Source organism: Arachidicoccus rhizosphaerae (assembly GCF_900107765.1).
Taxonomy (GTDB): domain Bacteria; phylum Bacteroidota; class Bacteroidia; order Chitinophagales; family Chitinophagaceae; genus Arachidicoccus; species Arachidicoccus rhizosphaerae.
This window is the reverse complement of the sequence record NZ_FNQY01000017.1, coordinates 55,625-74,661: the sequence shown is the minus strand read 5'-3', so window position 1 is coordinate 74,661 and position 19,037 is coordinate 55,625. Positions and strand designations below refer to the sequence as shown.

At 45.1% G+C, this 19,037-nt stretch carries 17 protein-coding genes; 8 read left to right on the top strand and 9 right to left on the bottom strand.

Going from position 1 to position 19,037, the window contains the following annotated elements; all coding sequences use genetic code 11:
- The first annotated feature begins 3 nt into the window (after positions 1–3).
- Positions 4–1,464, top strand: a complete 1,461-nt coding sequence (locus tag BLU80_RS13875; protein WP_091399645.1) for a SusD/RagB family nutrient-binding outer membrane lipoprotein — start codon at positions 4–6, stop codon at positions 1,462–1,464.
- Between the two features lie 273 nt (positions 1,465–1,737).
- Complete coding sequence (locus BLU80_RS13870; protein ID WP_091399644.1) at positions 1,738–2,913, top strand: methionine aminotransferase; 1,176 nt, start codon at positions 1,738–1,740, stop codon at positions 2,911–2,913.
- 104 nt (positions 2,914–3,017) lie between these two features.
- Here BLU80_RS13870 and BLU80_RS13865 read toward each other — a convergent pair whose 3' ends face one another.
- From BLU80_RS13865 to BLU80_RS13840, 6 genes are all read right to left on the bottom strand, one after another.
- Positions 3,018–3,608, bottom strand: a complete 591-nt coding sequence (locus tag BLU80_RS13865; RefSeq protein ID WP_091399643.1) for a winged helix-turn-helix transcriptional regulator — start codon at positions 3,606–3,608, stop codon at positions 3,018–3,020.
- A 176-nt stretch (positions 3,609–3,784) separates the two neighbouring features.
- Positions 3,785–4,279, bottom strand: a complete 495-nt coding sequence (locus tag BLU80_RS13860) for a metallophosphoesterase family protein (RefSeq protein WP_091399642.1) — start codon at positions 4,277–4,279, stop codon at positions 3,785–3,787.
- An 18-nt stretch (positions 4,280–4,297) separates the two neighbouring features.
- The gene (locus BLU80_RS13855) at positions 4,298–4,756 is read right to left on the bottom strand and encodes a methylglyoxal synthase (protein WP_091399641.1); all 459 of its coding nucleotides are present in this window, start codon (positions 4,754–4,756) and stop codon (positions 4,298–4,300) included.
- A gap of 47 nt (positions 4,757–4,803) precedes the next feature.
- Positions 4,804–6,111, bottom strand: a complete 1,308-nt coding sequence (locus tag BLU80_RS13850; protein ID WP_211481856.1) for a hypothetical protein — start codon at positions 6,109–6,111, stop codon at positions 4,804–4,806.
- Between the two features lie 64 nt (positions 6,112–6,175).
- Positions 6,176–6,832, bottom strand: coding sequence for a hypothetical protein (locus BLU80_RS13845; RefSeq protein WP_139188159.1), 657 nt, complete (start codon positions 6,830–6,832; stop codon positions 6,176–6,178).
- 391 nt (positions 6,833–7,223) lie between these two features.
- On the bottom strand, positions 7,224–8,468 hold the full coding sequence (locus tag BLU80_RS13840; protein ID WP_091399639.1) for an acetyl-CoA C-acyltransferase: 1,245 nt from the start codon (positions 8,466–8,468) through the stop codon (positions 7,224–7,226).
- 214 nt (positions 8,469–8,682) lie between these two features.
- On the opposite strand from BLU80_RS13840, the gene recG reads away from it, so the two are divergent.
- From recG to BLU80_RS13825, 3 genes are all read left to right on the top strand, one after another.
- Entirely contained in the window at positions 8,683–10,794 is a 2,112-nt protein-coding gene (recG, locus tag BLU80_RS13835; RefSeq protein ID WP_091399638.1) for an ATP-dependent DNA helicase RecG, read from the top strand.
- A gap of 23 nt (positions 10,795–10,817) precedes the next feature.
- Positions 10,818–11,348: an OsmC family protein gene (locus BLU80_RS13830; RefSeq protein WP_091399637.1), complete on the top strand. Its 531-nt coding sequence runs from the start codon at positions 10,818–10,820 to the stop codon at positions 11,346–11,348.
- A 70-nt stretch (positions 11,349–11,418) separates the two neighbouring features.
- Positions 11,419–12,258, top strand: coding sequence for an NADPH-dependent FMN reductase (locus tag BLU80_RS13825; protein WP_211481855.1), 840 nt, complete (start codon positions 11,419–11,421; stop codon positions 12,256–12,258).
- Positions 12,259–12,287: 29 nt separating this feature from the next.
- Here the strand turns inward: BLU80_RS13825 and bshC are convergent, their stop codons facing one another.
- From bshC to BLU80_RS13810, 3 genes are all read right to left on the bottom strand, one after another.
- Positions 12,288–14,057, bottom strand: coding sequence for a bacillithiol biosynthesis cysteine-adding enzyme BshC (gene bshC, locus BLU80_RS13820; protein ID WP_091399636.1), 1,770 nt, complete (start codon positions 14,055–14,057; stop codon positions 12,288–12,290).
- A 113-nt stretch (positions 14,058–14,170) separates the two neighbouring features.
- Positions 14,171–15,484 carry a 30S ribosomal protein S12 methylthiotransferase RimO gene (gene rimO / locus BLU80_RS13815; RefSeq protein ID WP_091399701.1) on the bottom strand — a complete coding sequence of 438 codons (1,314 nt, stop codon included), beginning with the start codon at positions 15,482–15,484 and terminating at the stop codon, positions 14,171–14,173.
- A 92-nt stretch (positions 15,485–15,576) separates the two neighbouring features.
- Positions 15,577–15,981, bottom strand: a complete 405-nt coding sequence (locus BLU80_RS13810; RefSeq protein ID WP_091399635.1) for an OsmC family protein — start codon at positions 15,979–15,981, stop codon at positions 15,577–15,579.
- 472 nt (positions 15,982–16,453) lie between these two features.
- Here BLU80_RS13810 and lipA point away from each other — a divergent pair, with 472 nt between their 5' ends.
- The 3 genes from lipA (at position 16,454) to BLU80_RS13795 (ending at position 18,972) form a co-directional block, all read left to right on the top strand.
- Positions 16,454–17,374 carry a lipoyl synthase gene (lipA, locus tag BLU80_RS13805; protein ID WP_091399634.1) on the top strand — a complete coding sequence of 307 codons (921 nt, stop codon included), beginning with the start codon at positions 16,454–16,456 and terminating at the stop codon, positions 17,372–17,374.
- Between the two features lie 111 nt (positions 17,375–17,485).
- Positions 17,486–18,124 (top strand): SatD family protein, encoded by a 639-nt coding sequence (locus BLU80_RS13800; RefSeq protein WP_091399632.1) that lies wholly within the window; start codon positions 17,486–17,488, stop codon positions 18,122–18,124.
- Positions 18,112–18,972 carry a DUF3307 domain-containing protein gene (locus tag BLU80_RS13795; protein ID WP_211481854.1) on the top strand — a complete coding sequence of 287 codons (861 nt, stop codon included), beginning with the start codon at positions 18,112–18,114 and terminating at the stop codon, positions 18,970–18,972. The genes BLU80_RS13800 and BLU80_RS13795 overlap by 13 nt, the downstream gene beginning before the upstream one ends.
- The last annotated feature ends 65 nt before the right edge of the window (positions 18,973–19,037 follow it).

The following is a 19,037-nucleotide window of genomic DNA, read 5'->3' as shown; positions in this document are numbered from 1 at the left end:
AAAATGAAATATTCAATATACCAGAGACTTCTTCGCCCGGGTGCCTTACTTATCAGCGGACTACTTGTCCTGGCAGCCAGCTCCTGCAAAAAAGAGCTGGTAAGAATCAATAAAAACCCCAATGCTGTAGAAAACCCACAACCCGATTACCTGTTGGGCGCGGCTGAAAAGACAGGAGCCGACGTTTATTGGGGCCAATCCAGCAATTTCGCATCCAGTCAGCTGATTACCCAGCAGTGGGCCATGATTCAGTACACAGATCCTGATCGTTATATATTTAACGGTTCCAGTTTCTCCACGCTCTGGACAACCACATATTCCAGTACCTTAACCGACATTAAAGTGATGATGCAGTTAGGGGTTAAACAACAAAATAATAACTATGTTGGTGTGGGACACGTTCTCAGAGCCTGGAACTTTCAGCTATTAACCGATGCATTCGGCGCTGTACCTTATAGTGAGGCCGGTCAGATTGAAACATCTTCTCTGGCTTCCTATGACAGCCAGCAAGAAGTATATAGCGGTATTCTCAACGAGCTGGACACCGCCCTAACACAACTCGACCCCAATGGTACAGCCATTGAAGGAGATTTGATTTATGGCAATAACATCAGCGACTGGAGAAAATTTGCCAACAGCCTGAAACTGCGCATCGCTCTAAGAATCGCAGATGCTGATCCTACGCTTGCTAAAGCCACCGTTCAGCAGGTCCTTTCTTCAGGCGAATTAATTGCATCCAATAGCCAGAATGCGCAGTTCGTATACAAGGCTTCTCCCAACTGGAATCCGGTAGCCGCCAATTTCTCTACCCGAAATGACTACCGCATTTCCAAGACTGTTGTAGACCAGCTCTATAGCCTGAACGACCCCAGGTTGCCGGTATTTGCCAGCCTTCCTGATAATAACGCAATCACGAAATACGTCGGTGTCCCCAATGGTCTTACCACTTCGGATGCCAACAGCCTTGGACTGGCCAACACCTCCAAACCGGGTAGCTATTTTCTGCAGGACACAGCACCCGCCATCTTACAGACCTACAGTGAAGTCCTTTTTTTAAGAGCTGAAGCTGCAGCAAGAAATCTGAGTAGCGAGGATGCAGCCGCACTTTATCAATCGGCTATCACGGCTTCTTTGAACCAGTATGGCATCACGGACGCGTCTCAGATTAGCAGTTACCTCAACCAGGCCTCCGTTAAATATGACGCCAGCAACTTTAAAAAATCCATCGGCAATCAAAAATGGATATCCTTATTTGGAGAGGGACTGGAAGCTTTCGCTGAGTGGAGAAGACTGGATTACCCACAACTCACAGCAGCAGTTTCGGGCAAGTATGGTGATGACATTCCGGTTCGCTTTATTTACCCCTCCACCGAACAAACGCTTAACGGTAAAGCCTATAAAGCAGCAGTTGCCGAGCAGGGCACCGATGATCTTTTTACCAAACTCTGGTTTGATAAAAATTAAAACAAGCCCATGGGGTTCATTCCGAAAAAATGAACTGCCAGAACAAAAAATAAAAACAAGGTCGCCTCCGGGAATTTTTTGGTTTCTTAGGCGACCTTTCTGTAATTTGCAAATAAAGTTATCTTTAGCACTCGGGGCCGTCTAATTTATAATGCAATGAAGCAGCCATTGCAACTGGCAATAGATGTATCTAACACAAATCGTGATGCATAACCCGTTAGCCGGATCTCAGCCTTGCCCTTTGCAACCCGATAATTTTAAAAAAGAAAGACTATGATATCTTTTCAATCCAAGTTTCCTGATACGCCCACCAGTATTTTTACAGAAATGTCACAACTGGCCATTCAACACAAGGCCATTAATCTGGGACAAGGCTTTGCAGATTATCCGATGGATCCCTTATTAATTAAGGGCGTGACCAAAGCCATGGAAGAAGGCTATAATCAATATGCCCCTTCCAGCGGATATATGATATTAAGAGAAAGGCTCTCTGAGAAAACACTTAAAGAACATGGACAGTTCTTTGACCCGGAAACAGAAATTACGATTACCCCCGGTGCAACCATCGCATTATTTACTGTCATCGCGACTTTTATACGACCGGGAGAGGAAGTACTTTATTTTGATCCGGCATATGATAGTTACCGGCCATCCGTAACGGCGGTAGGTGGCATCCCCGTTTCAGTGCCGCTGAATTTTCCGGATTTCAGCCTGGACATGCAGCGGCTTCAATCCAAGATTTCTTCTAAGACCAGGATGATCATCTTAAATACGCCGCATAATCCAACCGGGTCCACCGTAACCAGGGAGCAGCTCCTGGCGCTGTATGAGCTGATAAAAGACACGGATATAATCCTGATGTGTGACGAAGTGTATGAACACGTCATTTTTGACCACCAGCAGCACCATTCTCCCCTGGGGCAACCACTGCTCAGAGACCGCACGGTCTCTGTTCATTCATTTGGCAAGATGTTTAACTGTACCGGCTGGAAAACAGGTTACATCATTGCAGATAAAGCCCTTACAACAGAAATCAGAAAAGTTCACCAGAACAATGCCTTTAGCACATTCTCTGCAGTGCAGATTGCCATCGCAAACTACATGGAAGATCCGGATACCTACGAGCGCTTATCGGGCTTTCTGCAAAACAAAAGGAATCTGCTTGAGGACGCGTTAAAAGACAGCCCCTTAAAACCCTTACCTGTAAAAGGCAGCTATTTTCAGCTCTATAGCTATGCCGGTTTTAGCCATCTGCCTGAAAAGGACTTTGCCGTCTGGCTCAATAAGGAGGCCGGTGTAACCAGTATTCCTTTATCAGCCCTGACAGAAAATTTCGGAGACCATCAGCTCATCCGCTTTTGTTTCGCCAAAAAGGATGAGACCCTGCTGAAAGCTGGCGCACGGCTTCGGGAGCTTGGTCGCAGTATTGCGCCTCCACCAGCTCACTAATTTAAGCAAAAGCCCCAATCGTATAGTTTAACGATTGGGGCTTTCGCTTAAAATTACAGATAAGCTATGGGGACCTCAAGTCCGCTCATTATCAGTAATTATTCTTATACTGCCTTTTTAGCCACTGCCTGCTCTACACTGGTAACGGCTGCTATATTACTACTGTTAGGCGTCGCAGTTTTTTGCTGCTGCCGTTCATGCTGGTGGGCCTCACAGCCCAGTTCAGGATTTTCACCACAGGTACACTCCGTCTGGCGCTTTAAGATACGCTCTCTGTGCTTAAAACCCCAGCTGCACAGTTCGTTGATAATATTTTGCAGCGTCTTCCCGTAATCGGTGAGTTCATATTCAACTGTCACGGGACGTGTATGCAGCACGGTCCTTGTCACCAGCTCATTAATTTCCAGATCTTTGAGTTCTTTGGATAACATTTTGGCTCCGATGCCCTCAATATTACGCTGTAACTGCATAAAGCGACATTTGCCCATGGTGTGCAGATAGCCGATAATGGCAACTTTCCATTTACCACTGAGTAAATCCATGGTATCATGAATGGCTCTGAGCCTTGGCTTGCAAAGGGCGTGTAACTCTTTTTCCTGTTCAGAATTTTTACAATCACTTACATGAGTATTGGATTGATTTTCAATAGCATCTATATGTTGATTCACTGGAGATAGATTTGTATTTTCTGTCATGACGATTCGGTAAAATTTACATATTTAAAAAATGGATATAATAATATCCGGCAGGCAATTACTATAAAAATACTTGCCAGTTTCAAAAGTAAACTATTAACTGCAAGTTGCTCCCCCTTTAACGATTTGATGAGGAAAACTTGACGCTTTCATGACAATTTAAAACACCTGAAAATTTAGCGATTGCCCAGTTCTATCACCTGACAGTCTAAAATCTGATCTCCATTAATTGAAAATTTAAGCAATGTCTGCACCTGATGCCAGCCCTGTTTTCCGGCAGCCCCTGGATTCATATGCAGACATTGAAGCTTTTCATCATACATAACTTTAAGAATATGAGAATGACCGCTAATAAACAGTCGCGGCTTTTGTTCTTTAATCAAATCACGCACACCGGGTGCATAGCGCCCGGGATACCCCCCGATATGACGCATTAATACTTTTACTCCTTCCACTGTAAATATATTATCCAAGGGGAAAAAGGCCTTTACCGGTGGGCCGTCAATATTGCCATAAACTCCTCGTAAAGGTTTAAATGCCCGAAGTTGCTCTAAAACAGATACATCTCCAACATCTCCGGCATGCCATATTTCATCCACTTTTTCAAAATGACGGAATACAGCTTCTGGCAGATGGCTATGCGTGTCTGATAAAAGTCCAATACTGATCATAGGATGTAAAAACTACAGTTAGGGCTTAATAGGCCTTTTTAAATAGGGCGTATAATCGGTTTGCTGGCACTCATATGTGCTGTCCATGTAGGCGGAAGAAATCACAAAATCAGCGGTGGCAGGACAACAGGCCATAGGGATATTCCAGACCACACCTAATCGAAGTAAAGCCTTAACATCACTATCATGTGGCTGGGCTTCCATTGGGTCCCAAAAGAATATTACCATATCAATATCTCCTGCGGCAATCATGGCTCCTATTTGCTGATCCCCGCCCAGAGGGCCGCTAAGCACTTTATGCACTTCCACCCCTAAATGTCCTTCAATCAGTTTACCGGTCGTTCCGGTCGCTACCAGTTGATGAGGGGTCAGTTTCTCTTTATTTTGTCTGATCCAGGCAATCAGATCGTCCTTTTTATGATCATGTGCCACCAGGGCAATTGTTTTTTTCTTTTGTAATACACGCGTTGCGGGCATAGAATATCTTTTTGTTTTTAATGATTTGATAGATTTATTGGATACCCCTAGTGAATACTCTCAGGGGCACTATTATTATCGTCTGGCAAAGAAACGGCCGAACCAGCTCCTGGCTGCGTCAAGGGCGCCGTATCTACCTGTGTCTGTTGCTGTTTTTCTTTGTATTTCTCCTTTTCTTCTAAAATAGTATTATAGTCAATTACCGGATGACGCGCAAATTCATGACGTTCATCAAATATATATCGGTAAGTCACCAGGGTTCTGGAAAGTGTGCCTCCCAGCCCTTTATAGATATTCATCATCCTGGGATTCCAGTCTCCGGTCCAACCCATCTCATATTTCTCGTAAGAGCGCTTCTGCTGGATATGGCGAGCCCCTTCTGTAATCATGAAAGCATCTACGCCCAAAGCCTGATATTTTGGCACTACACCAAAGGCTATACCAGTAAATCGCTGGCAGACGCCTTTACGCTTCATCATGACAAACCGTAGTTTTTCCAGGAGTCCAAACCTGCCTTTAAAGTGTTTAAAATATTCATTTAAATCCGGAATATTTATCCACATGGCGATCGGCTCATCCTTATAATAGGCAAACCAGATGATATCCTGATCAATAATGGGCTTCATCTCATTAAAATTGCGGATCATATCTTCCTTGGTAATGGTCTTGGCTTCATGATGCTGAGACCATGCCTGGTTATATACGGTCGCAAAATCTTCGGCATGCTTCTCAATTTGATTCAGATCTATATGTCGGGCCGTATACTCTTTCTTGTTTTTAAACCGGGCATGACGCTCTCTATATTTTTCCGGTACCTGATCGGTGATTTTCATGGCAAAATAGTACTGATTATAAAAATTACGAAACCCGTAATTTTCAAACAGCCGTTGATAATAAGGCGGGTTAAAGCTCATGCCATAAATCGGTTCATCATCAAAGCCCTCAATCATCAATCCCCAGAACCTTTCCCGGTCCCCGAAATTTATGGGGCCGTCCATGGCGTCCATGCCTCTGGTCTTGAGCCAGCCGGCCGCCTGATCAAAAAGCATATCGGCCGCTTTTTGATCATCAATGCATTCAAAAAAACCTACACCTCCTGTCGGATACTCCGTGCCGTAATTTTTATATTGATGATTAATAAAGGCAGCGATTCTTCCTACTACTTTATCCTTATCTTTTAAAATCCAGCGGGTGGCTTTGCCAAATCCGTAGCATTTGTTTTTGGCAGGGTTAAATATGTCTTCTATGTCCTTGTCCAAAGGCTGCACATAATGGGGAAACTGGCTGCCGATGCGGGCACCCACTTCTAAAAATTCACGTTTATGTTTTTTAGTATGTACTTCAAATATTTCCATTAAGTTTTCACTGTATGATGATAGAATTGTATGGTCTTCCCTTTTGGGAAACCCTTTGGTTCCTTTACTGCCCCTGGTTATGCGCCTGTCCTTCAAGGGCCTGGCGATTATACGCTGCAATCAATTCCCGGATGACCCTGGTATTAAAAGGATCACGCTGGACGGCGGCTGCCAGCTCTGGCTGATCTGCCAGCAGTCGATGCAGATTTTCTTTTGCCCTGATTTCTGTGGACATGACGCCATTCACATTCAGTAATGGTCCGTTATTTTTACTAGCCAGCCAGACAACATAACTCTCCGGCATATTTCTGGGAGAGACCCTGGTGGCGGCTCCGTAACTTATATACTGATACAGTTCAATGGCGCCTCTTTCCAGCATCTGCATCCAGACGGGATCTGCACTGGGCGCCAGCTGAACACTTTTAAACCAGGTGCCGTCATGTTTATAGGCCAGAGCGGTTTTGGGATCCAGCGGCTGTTTTTTGCCGTTAATGGTAAAACTGCTGTGACCGAATACCGGCTTATTATAATGGCCGGTGTAAACCTTCCCATCCTGCGCTATCAGGGTGTCCTTATCCTGACCAAAGGCATGATGATTGCCCAGAACTAGTAAAAACAGCAAGGCAGCGCCAAAGGCTATTGCCAACTGTCTGCCATAGCTGATATTAACCTGTAATTTTGTAATAGATACTTTTGCAACTATGTCTGTGTTAGTATCCATCTGTATATTTTTCTTTTTTACATTCATATTCCCTGTCGAATCACTTTATAAATAGTAAGCCTTAATATTAAAAAAATGTCAGGCCTCTTATTGATGGATTGTTTCTCTATAATAATTCCAGCAATATATCCTGGCGTAAATATAAACTTAATTAAACAGTTCAGCTCCACCATTGACATTATTACAACAAAATCTCCCCTGTTAAGAGTCTAAAAAAGTAAAAAATAGCAGAAAATTGTCAAAAACACCATACAGCAGCCTTTTCACAAAAAAATACCCGGCACTTTTAAGGTGCCGGGAACCAATTATTAAAAATTAACGCAAAATCTTAACGGAAACAACTATGAATCAATAGTATGTAACAGCACACTTCTGGCAGGCGGGCGCTGTATCAGGCACCTGGCCTTTCAATAACCATGGCACTTGCGCCGCCGCCACCGTTACAGATACCTGCGGCGCCATACCTGGCCTTTTGCTGTTGCAGCACACCAATCAGTGTAACTAAGATCCGGGCCCCGCTGCATCCGAGCGGATGCCCAAGAGATACGGCCCCGCCGTTTACATTTACCTGTTCACTACTAATACCCAGCTTCTCAGTATTGGCAATACCGACTACGGAAAATGCTTCATTGAGTTCAAAATATTGAATATCGGAGAGCTGAAGACCTGCTTTTTGAACAGCCACCGGTACAGCCAGGGCGGGACTAGTGGTAAACCACTCCGGAGCCTGTGCCTGATCCGCATAACTGCGGATAATGGCCAGCGGCTTTATGGCTCTTTTATCCGCTTCTCTTTTACTCATTAACACCAGGGCCGCAGCGCCGTCATTCATGGTGGAAGCATTGGCCGGAGTTACGGTGCCATCCTTTTTAAAAGCAGGTTTTAACTGACTAATTTTATCAAAAATTACTTTAAAAGGTTCTTCATCTTTATTCACCTCAACCGGTTCACCTTTTTTAGCAGGAATGAATACCGGCGTTATTTCCGGAATAAAAGCACCGCTTTGCCAGGCGAGCTGACTACGTTTATAACTCTGTATAGCAAAGCTGTCCTGCATTTCTCTGCTTATCTGACACTCAGCCGCGCATAGCTCTGCAGCCATCCCCATGGCCTGCCCGGAGTAAGCATCCGTTAAACCGTCATGAGCTAGTCCGTCCAGTAGCTGATCCGTACCGTATTTAAAACCCCAGCGATGGCTTTTCAGATAAAAAGGAACCTGACTCATGTTTTCCATACCACCTGCCACAGCAATATCCAGATCCCCCGCCCGGATGGCCTGTGCGGCCAGCATCACCGCTTTCATGCCACTGGCGCAGACCTTATTAATGGTAGAACATACGACCTGACTAGACAGCCCTGCTTTTAAGGCGGCCTGCCTGGCAGGTGCCTGACCGGAGCCTGCCTGCAACACCTGTCCCATAAATACTTCCTGGATATCGGCAGCCTGAAGGCCTGCCTTTTCAATAGCTGCCTTAATAACAATACTTCCTAGATCGGTTGCAGGTACGTCTTTTAAGACACCACCGAAACTACCCATCGGCGTCCTGGTGGCACTGACAATATATACAGTTCTGTCAGCAGCGTCCCCTGCTGAAGTTTGCAGACCACCGGCGGCGGTATTAATTTGATTTGTCATAGTAAATGATAACGCGAATAATTTATTTTAACTCCTGCTCCGATCCCTTTCAAATGAGTTTTTTAACCAGGATGAATCAGAATGATAAACAAAAATAACACTTGTTAGCTATATTACAAAAAACCATTAGCCCGGTCAGCTATTTATACCATCAAAACCAAGATTTTGCGCATAATTTATTTATTTTGTGGGCACTCAATCGCATACGGTTCTTATGACGACAAGCAGCGCTACATTGCAAAATCCGATCGAATACCTTAAGGGGGTAGGCCCCCTTAAGGGAGACATGCTGCGTAAAGATCTGGGCATCCATCATTTTGAGGATTTGCTCTATCATTTTCCTTTGCGACATATTGACCGCACCCATATCAATACCATTCAGCAGATCACTCCTGCTACGGATTTTGTACAGCTAAAAGGTAAGATTACTTTTCATGAGCTGATCGGACAGGGCCGTTCCAAAAGACTGGTGGCTGAGTTCAGAGACGGCACCGGAGTCATTGAGCTGGTTTGGTTTCAGGGAGCAAACTGGGTCGCTAAATTACTGGAGAAAACAGCACTTTGGATGATTTATGGCAAGGTCAGCTTCTTTAATGGCAAGCCACAGATGTCACATCCGGAACTAGAGTCCGTTGAAAGCATGAATGCAAGCGCCAAGGACTTTCTGGAGCCCGTTTACCCCACTACTGAAAAACTAAAATCCAGGGGGCTGGGAGGCCGTCAGATCGGCAAGCTTACGCAGGCCTTAATCGGTCAGCTCTCAGAAAAAGATATTCCGGAAAACATCCCTCAGCTCATCTCGGAAAAACTTCAGTTAATCAGCCGTTTCCAGGCCTTTTGTCATATTCATTTTCCTCCGGATGAAGCGGCCTATAAACAGGCGCTTCGGCGCCTTAAATTTGAGGAGCTATTTATTGCCCAGGTAAGACTCAACTTAATCAGGGTCAGACGTAACCGTCATGCCCGCGGCATATTATTTGACAAAGTAGGTGAGCTGTTCAACACCTTCTATAAAAAATACCTGCCCTTTGCACTTACCGGTGCTCAAAAAAGAGTCCTTAAGGAAATTCGTCAGGATACCGCCCATGGTCATCAGATGAACCGGTTATTGCAGGGAGACGTTGGAAGCGGCAAGACCATTGTCGCGCTTCTGACCATGCTCATGGCTGCCGATAATGGATTTCAGAGTTGCCTGATGGCACCTACAGAAATCCTGGCCACTCAGCATTATAACGGGCTGGTGGAACTACTAAAAGATCTACCCATTGAACTCAGGCTACTGACGGGTTCCACTAAAGCCAAACAGCGTCGGGAAATACTGGCAGGTCTGGAACAGGGCAGCATCCATATGGTCATCGGCACCCATGCGGTTATTGAAGATAAAGTCGTTTTTAATAATCTGGGCATTGCCATCGTCGACGAGCAGCACCGCTTTGGCGTGGCCCAAAGAGCCAAACTCTGGAAAAAGTCCGTAATACCACCTCATATCCTGGTAATGACCGCCACCCCCATACCCAGGACCCTGGCTATGACCGCTTATGGCGATTTGGATTATAGTGTTATTGATGAATTGCCACCTGGCCGTCAGCCGGTAGCCACTATTCACAGAACAGATATCTACCGGGCAAAAGTCATGCGCTTTATGCGTTCAGAAATTGATAAAGGGCGCCAGGCTTATGTTATTTATCCGCTCATTGAAGAAAGCGAGAAACTCAGTTATGAGGATCTGATGCAGGGTTATGAACAGGTAAAAAGTTATTTTCCGGAACATCTCTATAAAATCAGCATGGTGCATGGCAGAATGCCGGCAGAGCAAAAGCAGATGAATATGCAGCGCTTTGTAACGGGTGACACCCAGATTATGGTATCCACCACGGTGATTGAAGTGGGAGTCAATGTCCCCAACGCATCTGTTATGGTCATTGAAAGTGCCGAGAAGTTCGGGCTATCCCAGCTGCACCAGCTCAGAGGAAGAGTCGGACGCGGCGCGGAAAAAAGCTATTGCGTACTGCTGAGTTCTGCTAAACTATCAGAAGAGGCCAGACAAAGATTAGGCATTATGTGTGCTACCAATGACGGCTTTAAAATAGCAGAAAAAGATCTGGAGCTGCGAGGCCCGGGAGATATAGAAGGTACACGGCAGAGCGGGGCGTTGAACCTCAAACTGGCAGATCTGGTTGCAGATGCGGAGATCCTGAAGGTAGCCAAACAGCTGGCTGCAGATCTGGTGGAAGCAGATGAAAAGCTGGAAAATCCTGCGCATGCCACGTTAAGAGCTTTTCTCGTGCAGTCAACCGGTAAAACGGCTTGGAGTAAAATATCTTAAGCATAAACTACATCCAATATTAAATGACAAAATCCAAAGATCATATTTATAACGTGAACCTGGTATGGACCGGCAACCCGCTGACGGCTGCGGGTCAGGGAACATACTCTTATACCAGTTATGAACGCAGCTTTGAGATTCACGCTGAAGGCAAAGCGGTCTTGCAGGGAAGTTCTGATGTGGCGTACAGAGGAGACGCCACCAAATATAATCCGGAAGAAATGCTGGTCGCAGCCCTCAGCTCCTGCCATATGTTGTGGTACCTGCACTTATGTGCTGATAACGGCATTACTGTACTAGATTATAAGGATAATGCCCTTGGCTATATGGAACCGGAAAGCGTACTGAAAAACACGAACGGTTCTGTTCAGCTGCGACCGGGTAAATTTACCCGGATCATTTTACAACCTGAAGTGCGACTTTCCAACCCGGATGATCAGCCTTTGGCAACCCTTTTGCACCAGCAAGCACATAAACGCTGTTTTATAGCCAACTCCGTCAATTTTGACGTACTGACAGAGCCTGTCTTTACTTTGCAGAACACAGAAAAATAGTATCTTAGCCAAAAGCAGTGCTTTTGAAGCATTTAAATAACCCGGACAAACACGCAAAAAAGATCAGCATATGCGGCAAATACAATTAATGGCATTAATCGGTTCTACCAAAGACCATTCCTCTAACCAAAAGCTGGTCAAATTCCTAAAAAAGCTCTCTGAAACAAAAATATCGGAAGCGCAAAATAAAGCCAATCCATCAGATACCAGGGAGCTCAACGCTGATCAGGGGGAAGTTTTCTTAGAAGAACTAAAGGTTCACTGGGATGTATTCCCGATTTCAGGACTTCCTTATTTTGATCCGGACCTGGATAAGGAAAACCCGGCACCGGTGGCAGGTTCAGCAGCTACTGACCAGACGGATCATCAAAATCCCCGAAACGACACAAAAGCTTCCAGTTCAGAAAATGCCCCAAATAGCCATAACATCCAGGCAACATTAGACAGTGAAACAGGCCTTGAAAGTAAGCCTGCCACCTTTTCATTAGATCCTGACAACCCACAAAATGTCCCCAAAGCCGATCACTTAAGAATACCGACAGTCGTGCAGCAGCTAAGGGATAAAATTCAGGCGGCCGATGGTGTGCTTATCTGTACACCGGAATATGTATTCAGTTTGCCGGGCATATTAAAAAATGCCCTGGAATGGCTGGTTTCTACGACTGTTTTAACCAATAAGCCCATGGCACTTATAACCGCTGCAGCCTCCGGAGATAAAGCGAAAGAAAGTCTGGAATTAATTGTGCGTACACTGGGCGGTCGCTTTACGGCCGACACGTCTATTCATATAAGAGGTATTGCAGGCAAATTCAACAGCGAAGGTATCCTGGAAGATCCCACTGTCATCACGAGGTTAAAAAACCTCTATCAGCAGTGGCTGGAACTGATTACAGAAAATAAGGATCACTAACCAGTGCCATACATATTCACTGATACCCCTTATACTTCGGAAGTCTTAATCCTTCCCAGATCCCTTGGATCCGGACGCTCGGTCTCAGGCAGGTATATAATCCCGAATTGTTGCTCAGTTGTACCGCTGGCTTCTTTTATTATATCCAATAAACAACTGCCATAGCGGCTATAAAATCCCGCTACATTTTCCGTTCTTTCCTGCAGACTGCCTCCCGGAAATAAATGCTGTTTGAGCAATTGTATCTGACTGGTTTCCGTTTTTAGCTTTTTACGCTGACTGGATTTCATTTTGGTCTGCAGCCTTTGCGCTTTATGCTGGGCCCCTTTATAAAGAGCGGCAACATGCGCGTTTAGCGTGGGATCCACTGCAGCTGCCTTTTGCTGCAACTGGCCGTAAATAACCTGTAAGCGATGCAATTCATTTTCCAGATCTACTGCCTGGCCGCTGTTCTCAAGCAGCAGGTCCTGCAGCTTATGCAGGGGCAAAAACAAATCCTTTGGACTCAGCCCCAGTTTATCCATCACCTTTTTTTGCTCAGGGCTGATTAATAAAAATGAGTTTCTCAGCAGTAATACCGGATAGGGAACCCCCACTGCTTCATATACACCTTTCATTTCCAGCCAATAGGCCAGTTCTCCCCCACCCCCTATAAACGCAATATCCGGAAGTACGGTTTCCTGAAAAGGCCCTCTGAGAACGACATTGCCGCTAAAGAGCGCCGGTTGGTCTTTTACCTCCTTTAAGAGTTCTGCAGATGATTTTAAGACAGTACGTCCTTCAATTTCAAAATGATCCCCTGCATCGATAATACGCAGCCGCTCGTGATCCGGCTGATAAAATAAATTAATGGGGCGGCCATGTGTCTGTACTTTATACCCTGCCTTTTCAATGGCGACAGTTGTATTTTCAAGGGCTTTATGAGAAAAATGCTCTTTTAATTCTTTAACCACGACAGCTTCAAAGTTTTTTTTGAGTGCCCCGTCGTCCGGCATTAATATCAGCAGGCCGTAGTGACCAAATAGTTGATGAATAAAAGCAAAGCTCGCCTGCTGGATGGTGCGGCCTTCCTGATAAGCGTCTTTTAAAATCCTTATAAATGCAGGCCCGTGGATCTGGACACCTATTTGTCCGTACAATTCATCTATTAACGCAAGCAACGCCTTATCCACCAGCATCCTGCCTACCGGGCCGGATTGCGCGGTTTCCCATTTATACAATTTGCCGTCTACCTGCATCTGGCCGATTTCTTCCAGATCAGCATCTTCACTGCCCATGTAATAAAAAGGCACAAAGTATTTTCCCTCGGACTGATACTGGTCGTTTAGTTTTTCAGCCAGCTGTATAACATGCAATATTTTATATATCAGATATAAAGGTCCGCCAAAAATAACGGGCTGGTGTGCGGTTGTTATGGCAAAAGTATCTTTGGATAAAAGTGCTTCTATATTTTGCTGCACTTTAGCCTGCACTGGCAATACAGGGCGCAAACCGTCATTTGCCGCCGATTTTTCATGACCGTAATTATAATGACCTCTCAGGTTATCTACCAGTACCTGTCTGTTTTCCCGGGGGTAATGCTGTTTGATCTGAATAGCAGCCTCCAGGCCTTCCTTATTGGGTAAGTGTTCATAAAAAGGCCTGAGCGTCTCAGCTCCCTGGATATAATCCAGTGCAATTTTGGAAAAATAGTTCGTTTCAGCGTAATCGATATTCAAATATGTCCCGGGGGGACAATCCTCCGGGTTTAAATCCTTCGAAATTTCTATATCTATCTTACCCTTATTATCTACTGCCATGCTTCGGACTGCTTTATAGGGTTCTTTTCAGATAACCCACAAAACGATAACCATTATAATTTACTACACTGCTCCAAATAAAACCCTCACTGCCGGCTCGGCCGGCCTTTGTCTTATTCAGCGACTACCACTCCTTCCAAATCATAATCATAAGCCTTGGTGATTTTCACCATTACAAAATCTCCGGGTAACAGCGCGCTGTCAGACTGAACAACCACTTCATTATCGACTTCCACGCTATCAAATTCGGTACGGCCCAAATAGCGGCCGGCTTCTTTTTTATCAATCAGCACCCGAAGGGTCTGACCGATCTTTTCCATATTTTTTTCAAGAGAAATCTCTTGTTGCACTTCCATGATTTCTTCTGCGCGGCGCTGTTTTTCAGCGGCGGGGATATTATCTTTCAGTTCATAGGCACTGGTATTTTCCTCATGACTGTACTGGAAAATACCTACCCTGTCAAACCTGTTTTTAATCAAAAATGCTTTCAGATCTTCTACATCTTCCCGGGTTTCTCCGGGAAAACCCGTAATCAGCGTTGTTCTAAGGCAGATACCGGGGTTAGTAGCCCTAATCTGATCAATCAGTTCCTGCATTTCCTTTTGTGTACTCTGCCTTTTCATAGCCTTTAACATCGGATCTGAGGCATGCTGTAAAGGCATATCCAGATAATTGCAGATATTCGGCCGGCGGCGCATGACCTCCAATACTTCCATCGGGAATTTATTGGGATAGGCGTAATGTAAGCGAATCCATTCAAGGCCGGGAACATCTGCCAGCTTATCCAGCAGTTCAGCCAGTGCCCGACGCTTATAAATATCCAGCCCGTAATAGGTTAACTCCTGTGCAATCAGCATAATTTCCTTCACCCCTCTTTTGACCAGGCTTTCGGCCTCTTTTACCAGATCCTCCATCGGCCTGGAAACGTGACCGCCACGCATCAAAGGAATGGCGCAAAAAGAACAGGTTCTGTTACAGCCTTCACTGATTTTCAGATAGGCATAATGCTGAGGGGTGCTTAAAAAGCGTTCACCTAACAGTTCGGCTTTATAATCCGCCTCAAATTTCTTTAAGATCAAAGGCAGCTCCATCGTGCCAAACCATGCGTCTACCTCAGGAATCTCTGATTCCAGATCCTGACGGTATCTTTCACTTAAACAACCGGTTACATAGACCTTATCCAGTTCCCCCTGTCTTTTAAGCTCAACCTGTTCCAAAATAGTCTGAATACTCTCTTCCTTGGCCTTATCAATAAATCCGCAGGTATTGACCACCACGACGTTATGATCCAGCACCTCATTTTCATGGGCCACATCAATATCATTGGCCTTTAACTGACCACTGAGCACTTCACTATCCACCAGATTTTTACTACATCCCAGTGTGATAATATTTACTTTATCTTTCTTTAGCGTTCTTGCCTTCATAATATAAGTGGCAAAATTACTGATTTTATCGGTAGTCCCGCCCAAATAAAGCGGATAGTTAGCTCATGGTAGCTTTACCGGTAGAAATCACCCTACCAGTGAAAATTAATATTTTGCACTAAATCTGCATGCAGACTCTTCGCTACAGGACAGGTATGCGCAATCCGCTGGACGATTTCCCGTTGTTTATCATCGAGTTGGATACCCACGGGTGGATAAATATCCACATCCAGCTGCCCTACTCTGCGGGGATCCTGACTCATGATCTTGGTAACTTCCAGTCGGGTGCCCTCAAAAGAGCTGTCCCAGTCATCGGTTTTAATACCGATGGTGGTAATGATGCAGGTTCCAAGTGCTACGGCCAGCAGATCAGAAGGAGAAAACGCTGCTCCTTTGCCTTTATTATCCACGGGTGCATCCGTAGCGATTACCGTTTTACTCCTTTCGTGTGTCGCTTTACACCTCAATTCTCCCTGATAAACGATTTCTGTGGTCATCTTCTATAATTTTATTTTTAGATATCTGTTTTGTAGTTAGTAACATAGGTTGTTTTAAGTGGAAGTCAAAAAACTACCCAAACAAATGTAGTTACTTTTAACATGCTGCGCATCAGATGTTGAAAAGCACTTAATTTTTGACGCAGCCCCTATCCTCAGGTAAACCGCTGGCCGCCAAGGAGCCTGTTTATCCTGCTAAAAGAGGGATATTCCATGAAAACAACCAACAACAGACCATCTTAATTAATTAAAATACAATAAATTATACATACATCGATACCATTTCTATTTAATTGATGACGCCTAAAGAAGATTTTCCTAAACATCCGTGAGCTTGTGGCGCTTCATATATAATTATGTACTTTTGCAACCTAAGGCAGTAACAGTCGCTTAGAAGTACTTTCTGTAGACGCGCTGTATTGTCCTTATAAAATGGACACAAAGATTATCAACGGATAAGTTTAGATGAATAATGCAGGAATTACCAGTTATCAGCGATAAACCAAGAGTTAAAAAACCAGACTGGTTACGTGTTAAGCTGCCTATCGGGCAGGAATACAAGCACGTACGAGGCCTGGTTGATCAGCATAAATTACATACCATTTGTGAGAGCGGCAACTGTCCTAATATGGGTGAGTGCTGGGGAGCCGGCACCGCGACCTTTATGATCCTGGGCAATATCTGTACCCGTAGTTGCGGATTCTGTGCTGTGGCTACCGGAAGACCGGAAGCCGTTGACTGGGATGAGCCGCAGCGCGTAGCAGAAGCGATCAGCCTGATGAAAGTTAAACATGCGGTCATTACCAGTGTTGACAGGGATGAGTTAAAAGACGGCGGTTCCATTATCTGGCACAATACCATTAAAGCTGTTAAAGCTTTAAACCCTGAGACCACCCTGGAAACCCTGATTCCTGATTTTAAAGCAGACAGAGAGAATATTCAGCGCGTCATTGACGCCGCCCCGGAAGTCATCTCACATAATATTGAAACCGTAGAGAGACTGACACGCCAGGTACGTATCCAGGCCAAATACCGCAGAAGTCTGGACACACTGCGGATCTTAAAAGAAGGTGGTTCCAGAACCAAATCCGGTATCATGCTGGGTCTTGGTGAGACCAAAGAGGAAATCGTGGAAACCTTAAAAGATCTGGCCGGTGTTCAGGTGGACGTAGTGACCATCGGGCAATATCTGCAGCCCACCAGTAAACACCTGCCCGTGGCTCGTTTTGTACATCCTGATGAGTTCAAAGAGCTCAGAGAAATCGGCTATGAACTGGGATTTGACTATGTGGAAAGCGGCCCTCTTGTTCGCTCTTCCTATCATAGCGAAAGACATGTCGATAAAGGTTATGGCCGTGGCAAATGGCTGGAAGAAAAAAGAGTGGCCGGATAAAACTTCGCCTGCTTCACTAACCCTATTTATAAGCCAATTTGATTATATTTAAAATTATAATTGAATTGGCTTATATTTTTTAGTATAAGCAAATAACCTTATATTTGTTTCATGATAGCTGTTTTAACCGGAGATATTGTAGGTTCCTCTTATCAGGATAAAACCAAATGGATACCCGCCCTTAAATCTGCCCTGCAGTTGTACGGTCAGGAGGGTAAAGACTGGGAGGTCTATCGGGGTGATGAATTTCAGTTGCGCCTTACAGTGCCTCAAGACGCACTTTCGGCGGCTTTTTTAATTAAAGCCAGACTGATTGCCCAGGCGGATACACATATCAGAATCGCCATGGGAATAGGTCCCGGAGAAGCTCAGGATAACAGCCAGCCTCCTTTTACAACGCCCTTAACCGAGTCAGGCGGTCCGGCTTTTATCCTATCCGGTCGTAAACTCGATGAAATTAAAAACCGGCGGATTCACCTGGCCGTTGCCAGTGAAAATGAGGCCTGGGATAAAAACTGGAACCTGTTGCTCCAGTGGGTTCTGGTCACGGCAGACAACTGGTCTCAAGGCTCTGCCGAGATCGTGGATCTCTGCCTGGTCCATCCGGAGTTATCCCAAACAGAGATGGCAGCTCAACTGAATATTGCCCAGTCAGCCATCAGCCAAAGACTTAAAAGATCCGGCTTTGACCTACTTGATCAGACCATTCAGTTATTCAAGGAAAAAATGAATACCCTATGGAAACCCTAAACATTCCCTTTTTAAATACCGGCAGTCCGGATATGGCCAGCTCACCGGATGCGGCCCTGCTGCTGACCTTCGTACTGCTGCTACTGGCCCATCTGCTTGGTGATTTTGTGTTGCAGCCCACCAGCTGGGCCAGACAAAAATCAAAGCAAGGCTACAAATCTCCGGTATTCTGGTACCATATTATCCTTCACGGACTACTGGCTTTTTTGTTGATTGCCCGTCTGGATTTCTGGCCTTACGCATTGCTGCTGACCTTACTGCATGGCGCTATTGACCAGTTAAAAAGCGAAAAAGAAAGAACCTTGCTATTACCAGCCGCGCACGCCCATCCGGCCAGATCCATCCGCAGATGGTTCTGGTATGACCAATGCTTTCACCTGGTCAGCATAATACTGATTAGTATTTTATGGCAGGTCACTGCCACCCCTGAGGGCACCTGGGCTAAAACCCTGGACAGCCTGCACCTGTTGCTACAGCAAATATGGACACCCGGGCATATTGTATTGTTTACATTAATAATCTTTCTGACCCGCCCGGCGGCTATTATTATCCGGCAGCTGATTACGGGCTGGACGCCCAGTTACAATACAGCGCTGGAAACAGATTCTTTAAAAAATGCCGGCACGTACATAGGCATCCTAGAAAGACTTTTTGTATTTATTTTCATTATAAACGGACACATGGAAGCTGTTGGTTTCCTTTTGGCGGCCAAATCAATTTTCAGATTCGGAGACCTTAAGGCGGCCAAGGACCGCAAGCTGACCGAATATGTACTGATTGGCACTTTAATCAGTTTCGGACTGGCCATACTGGCAGCGATCATCTATTTACAGGGGAACCTTCCTTAAAACAGTAAAGCTTTGATTTAAAGCGTTTAACACTACACCAACAAAGCTAACGGGAAGAGTTTTTA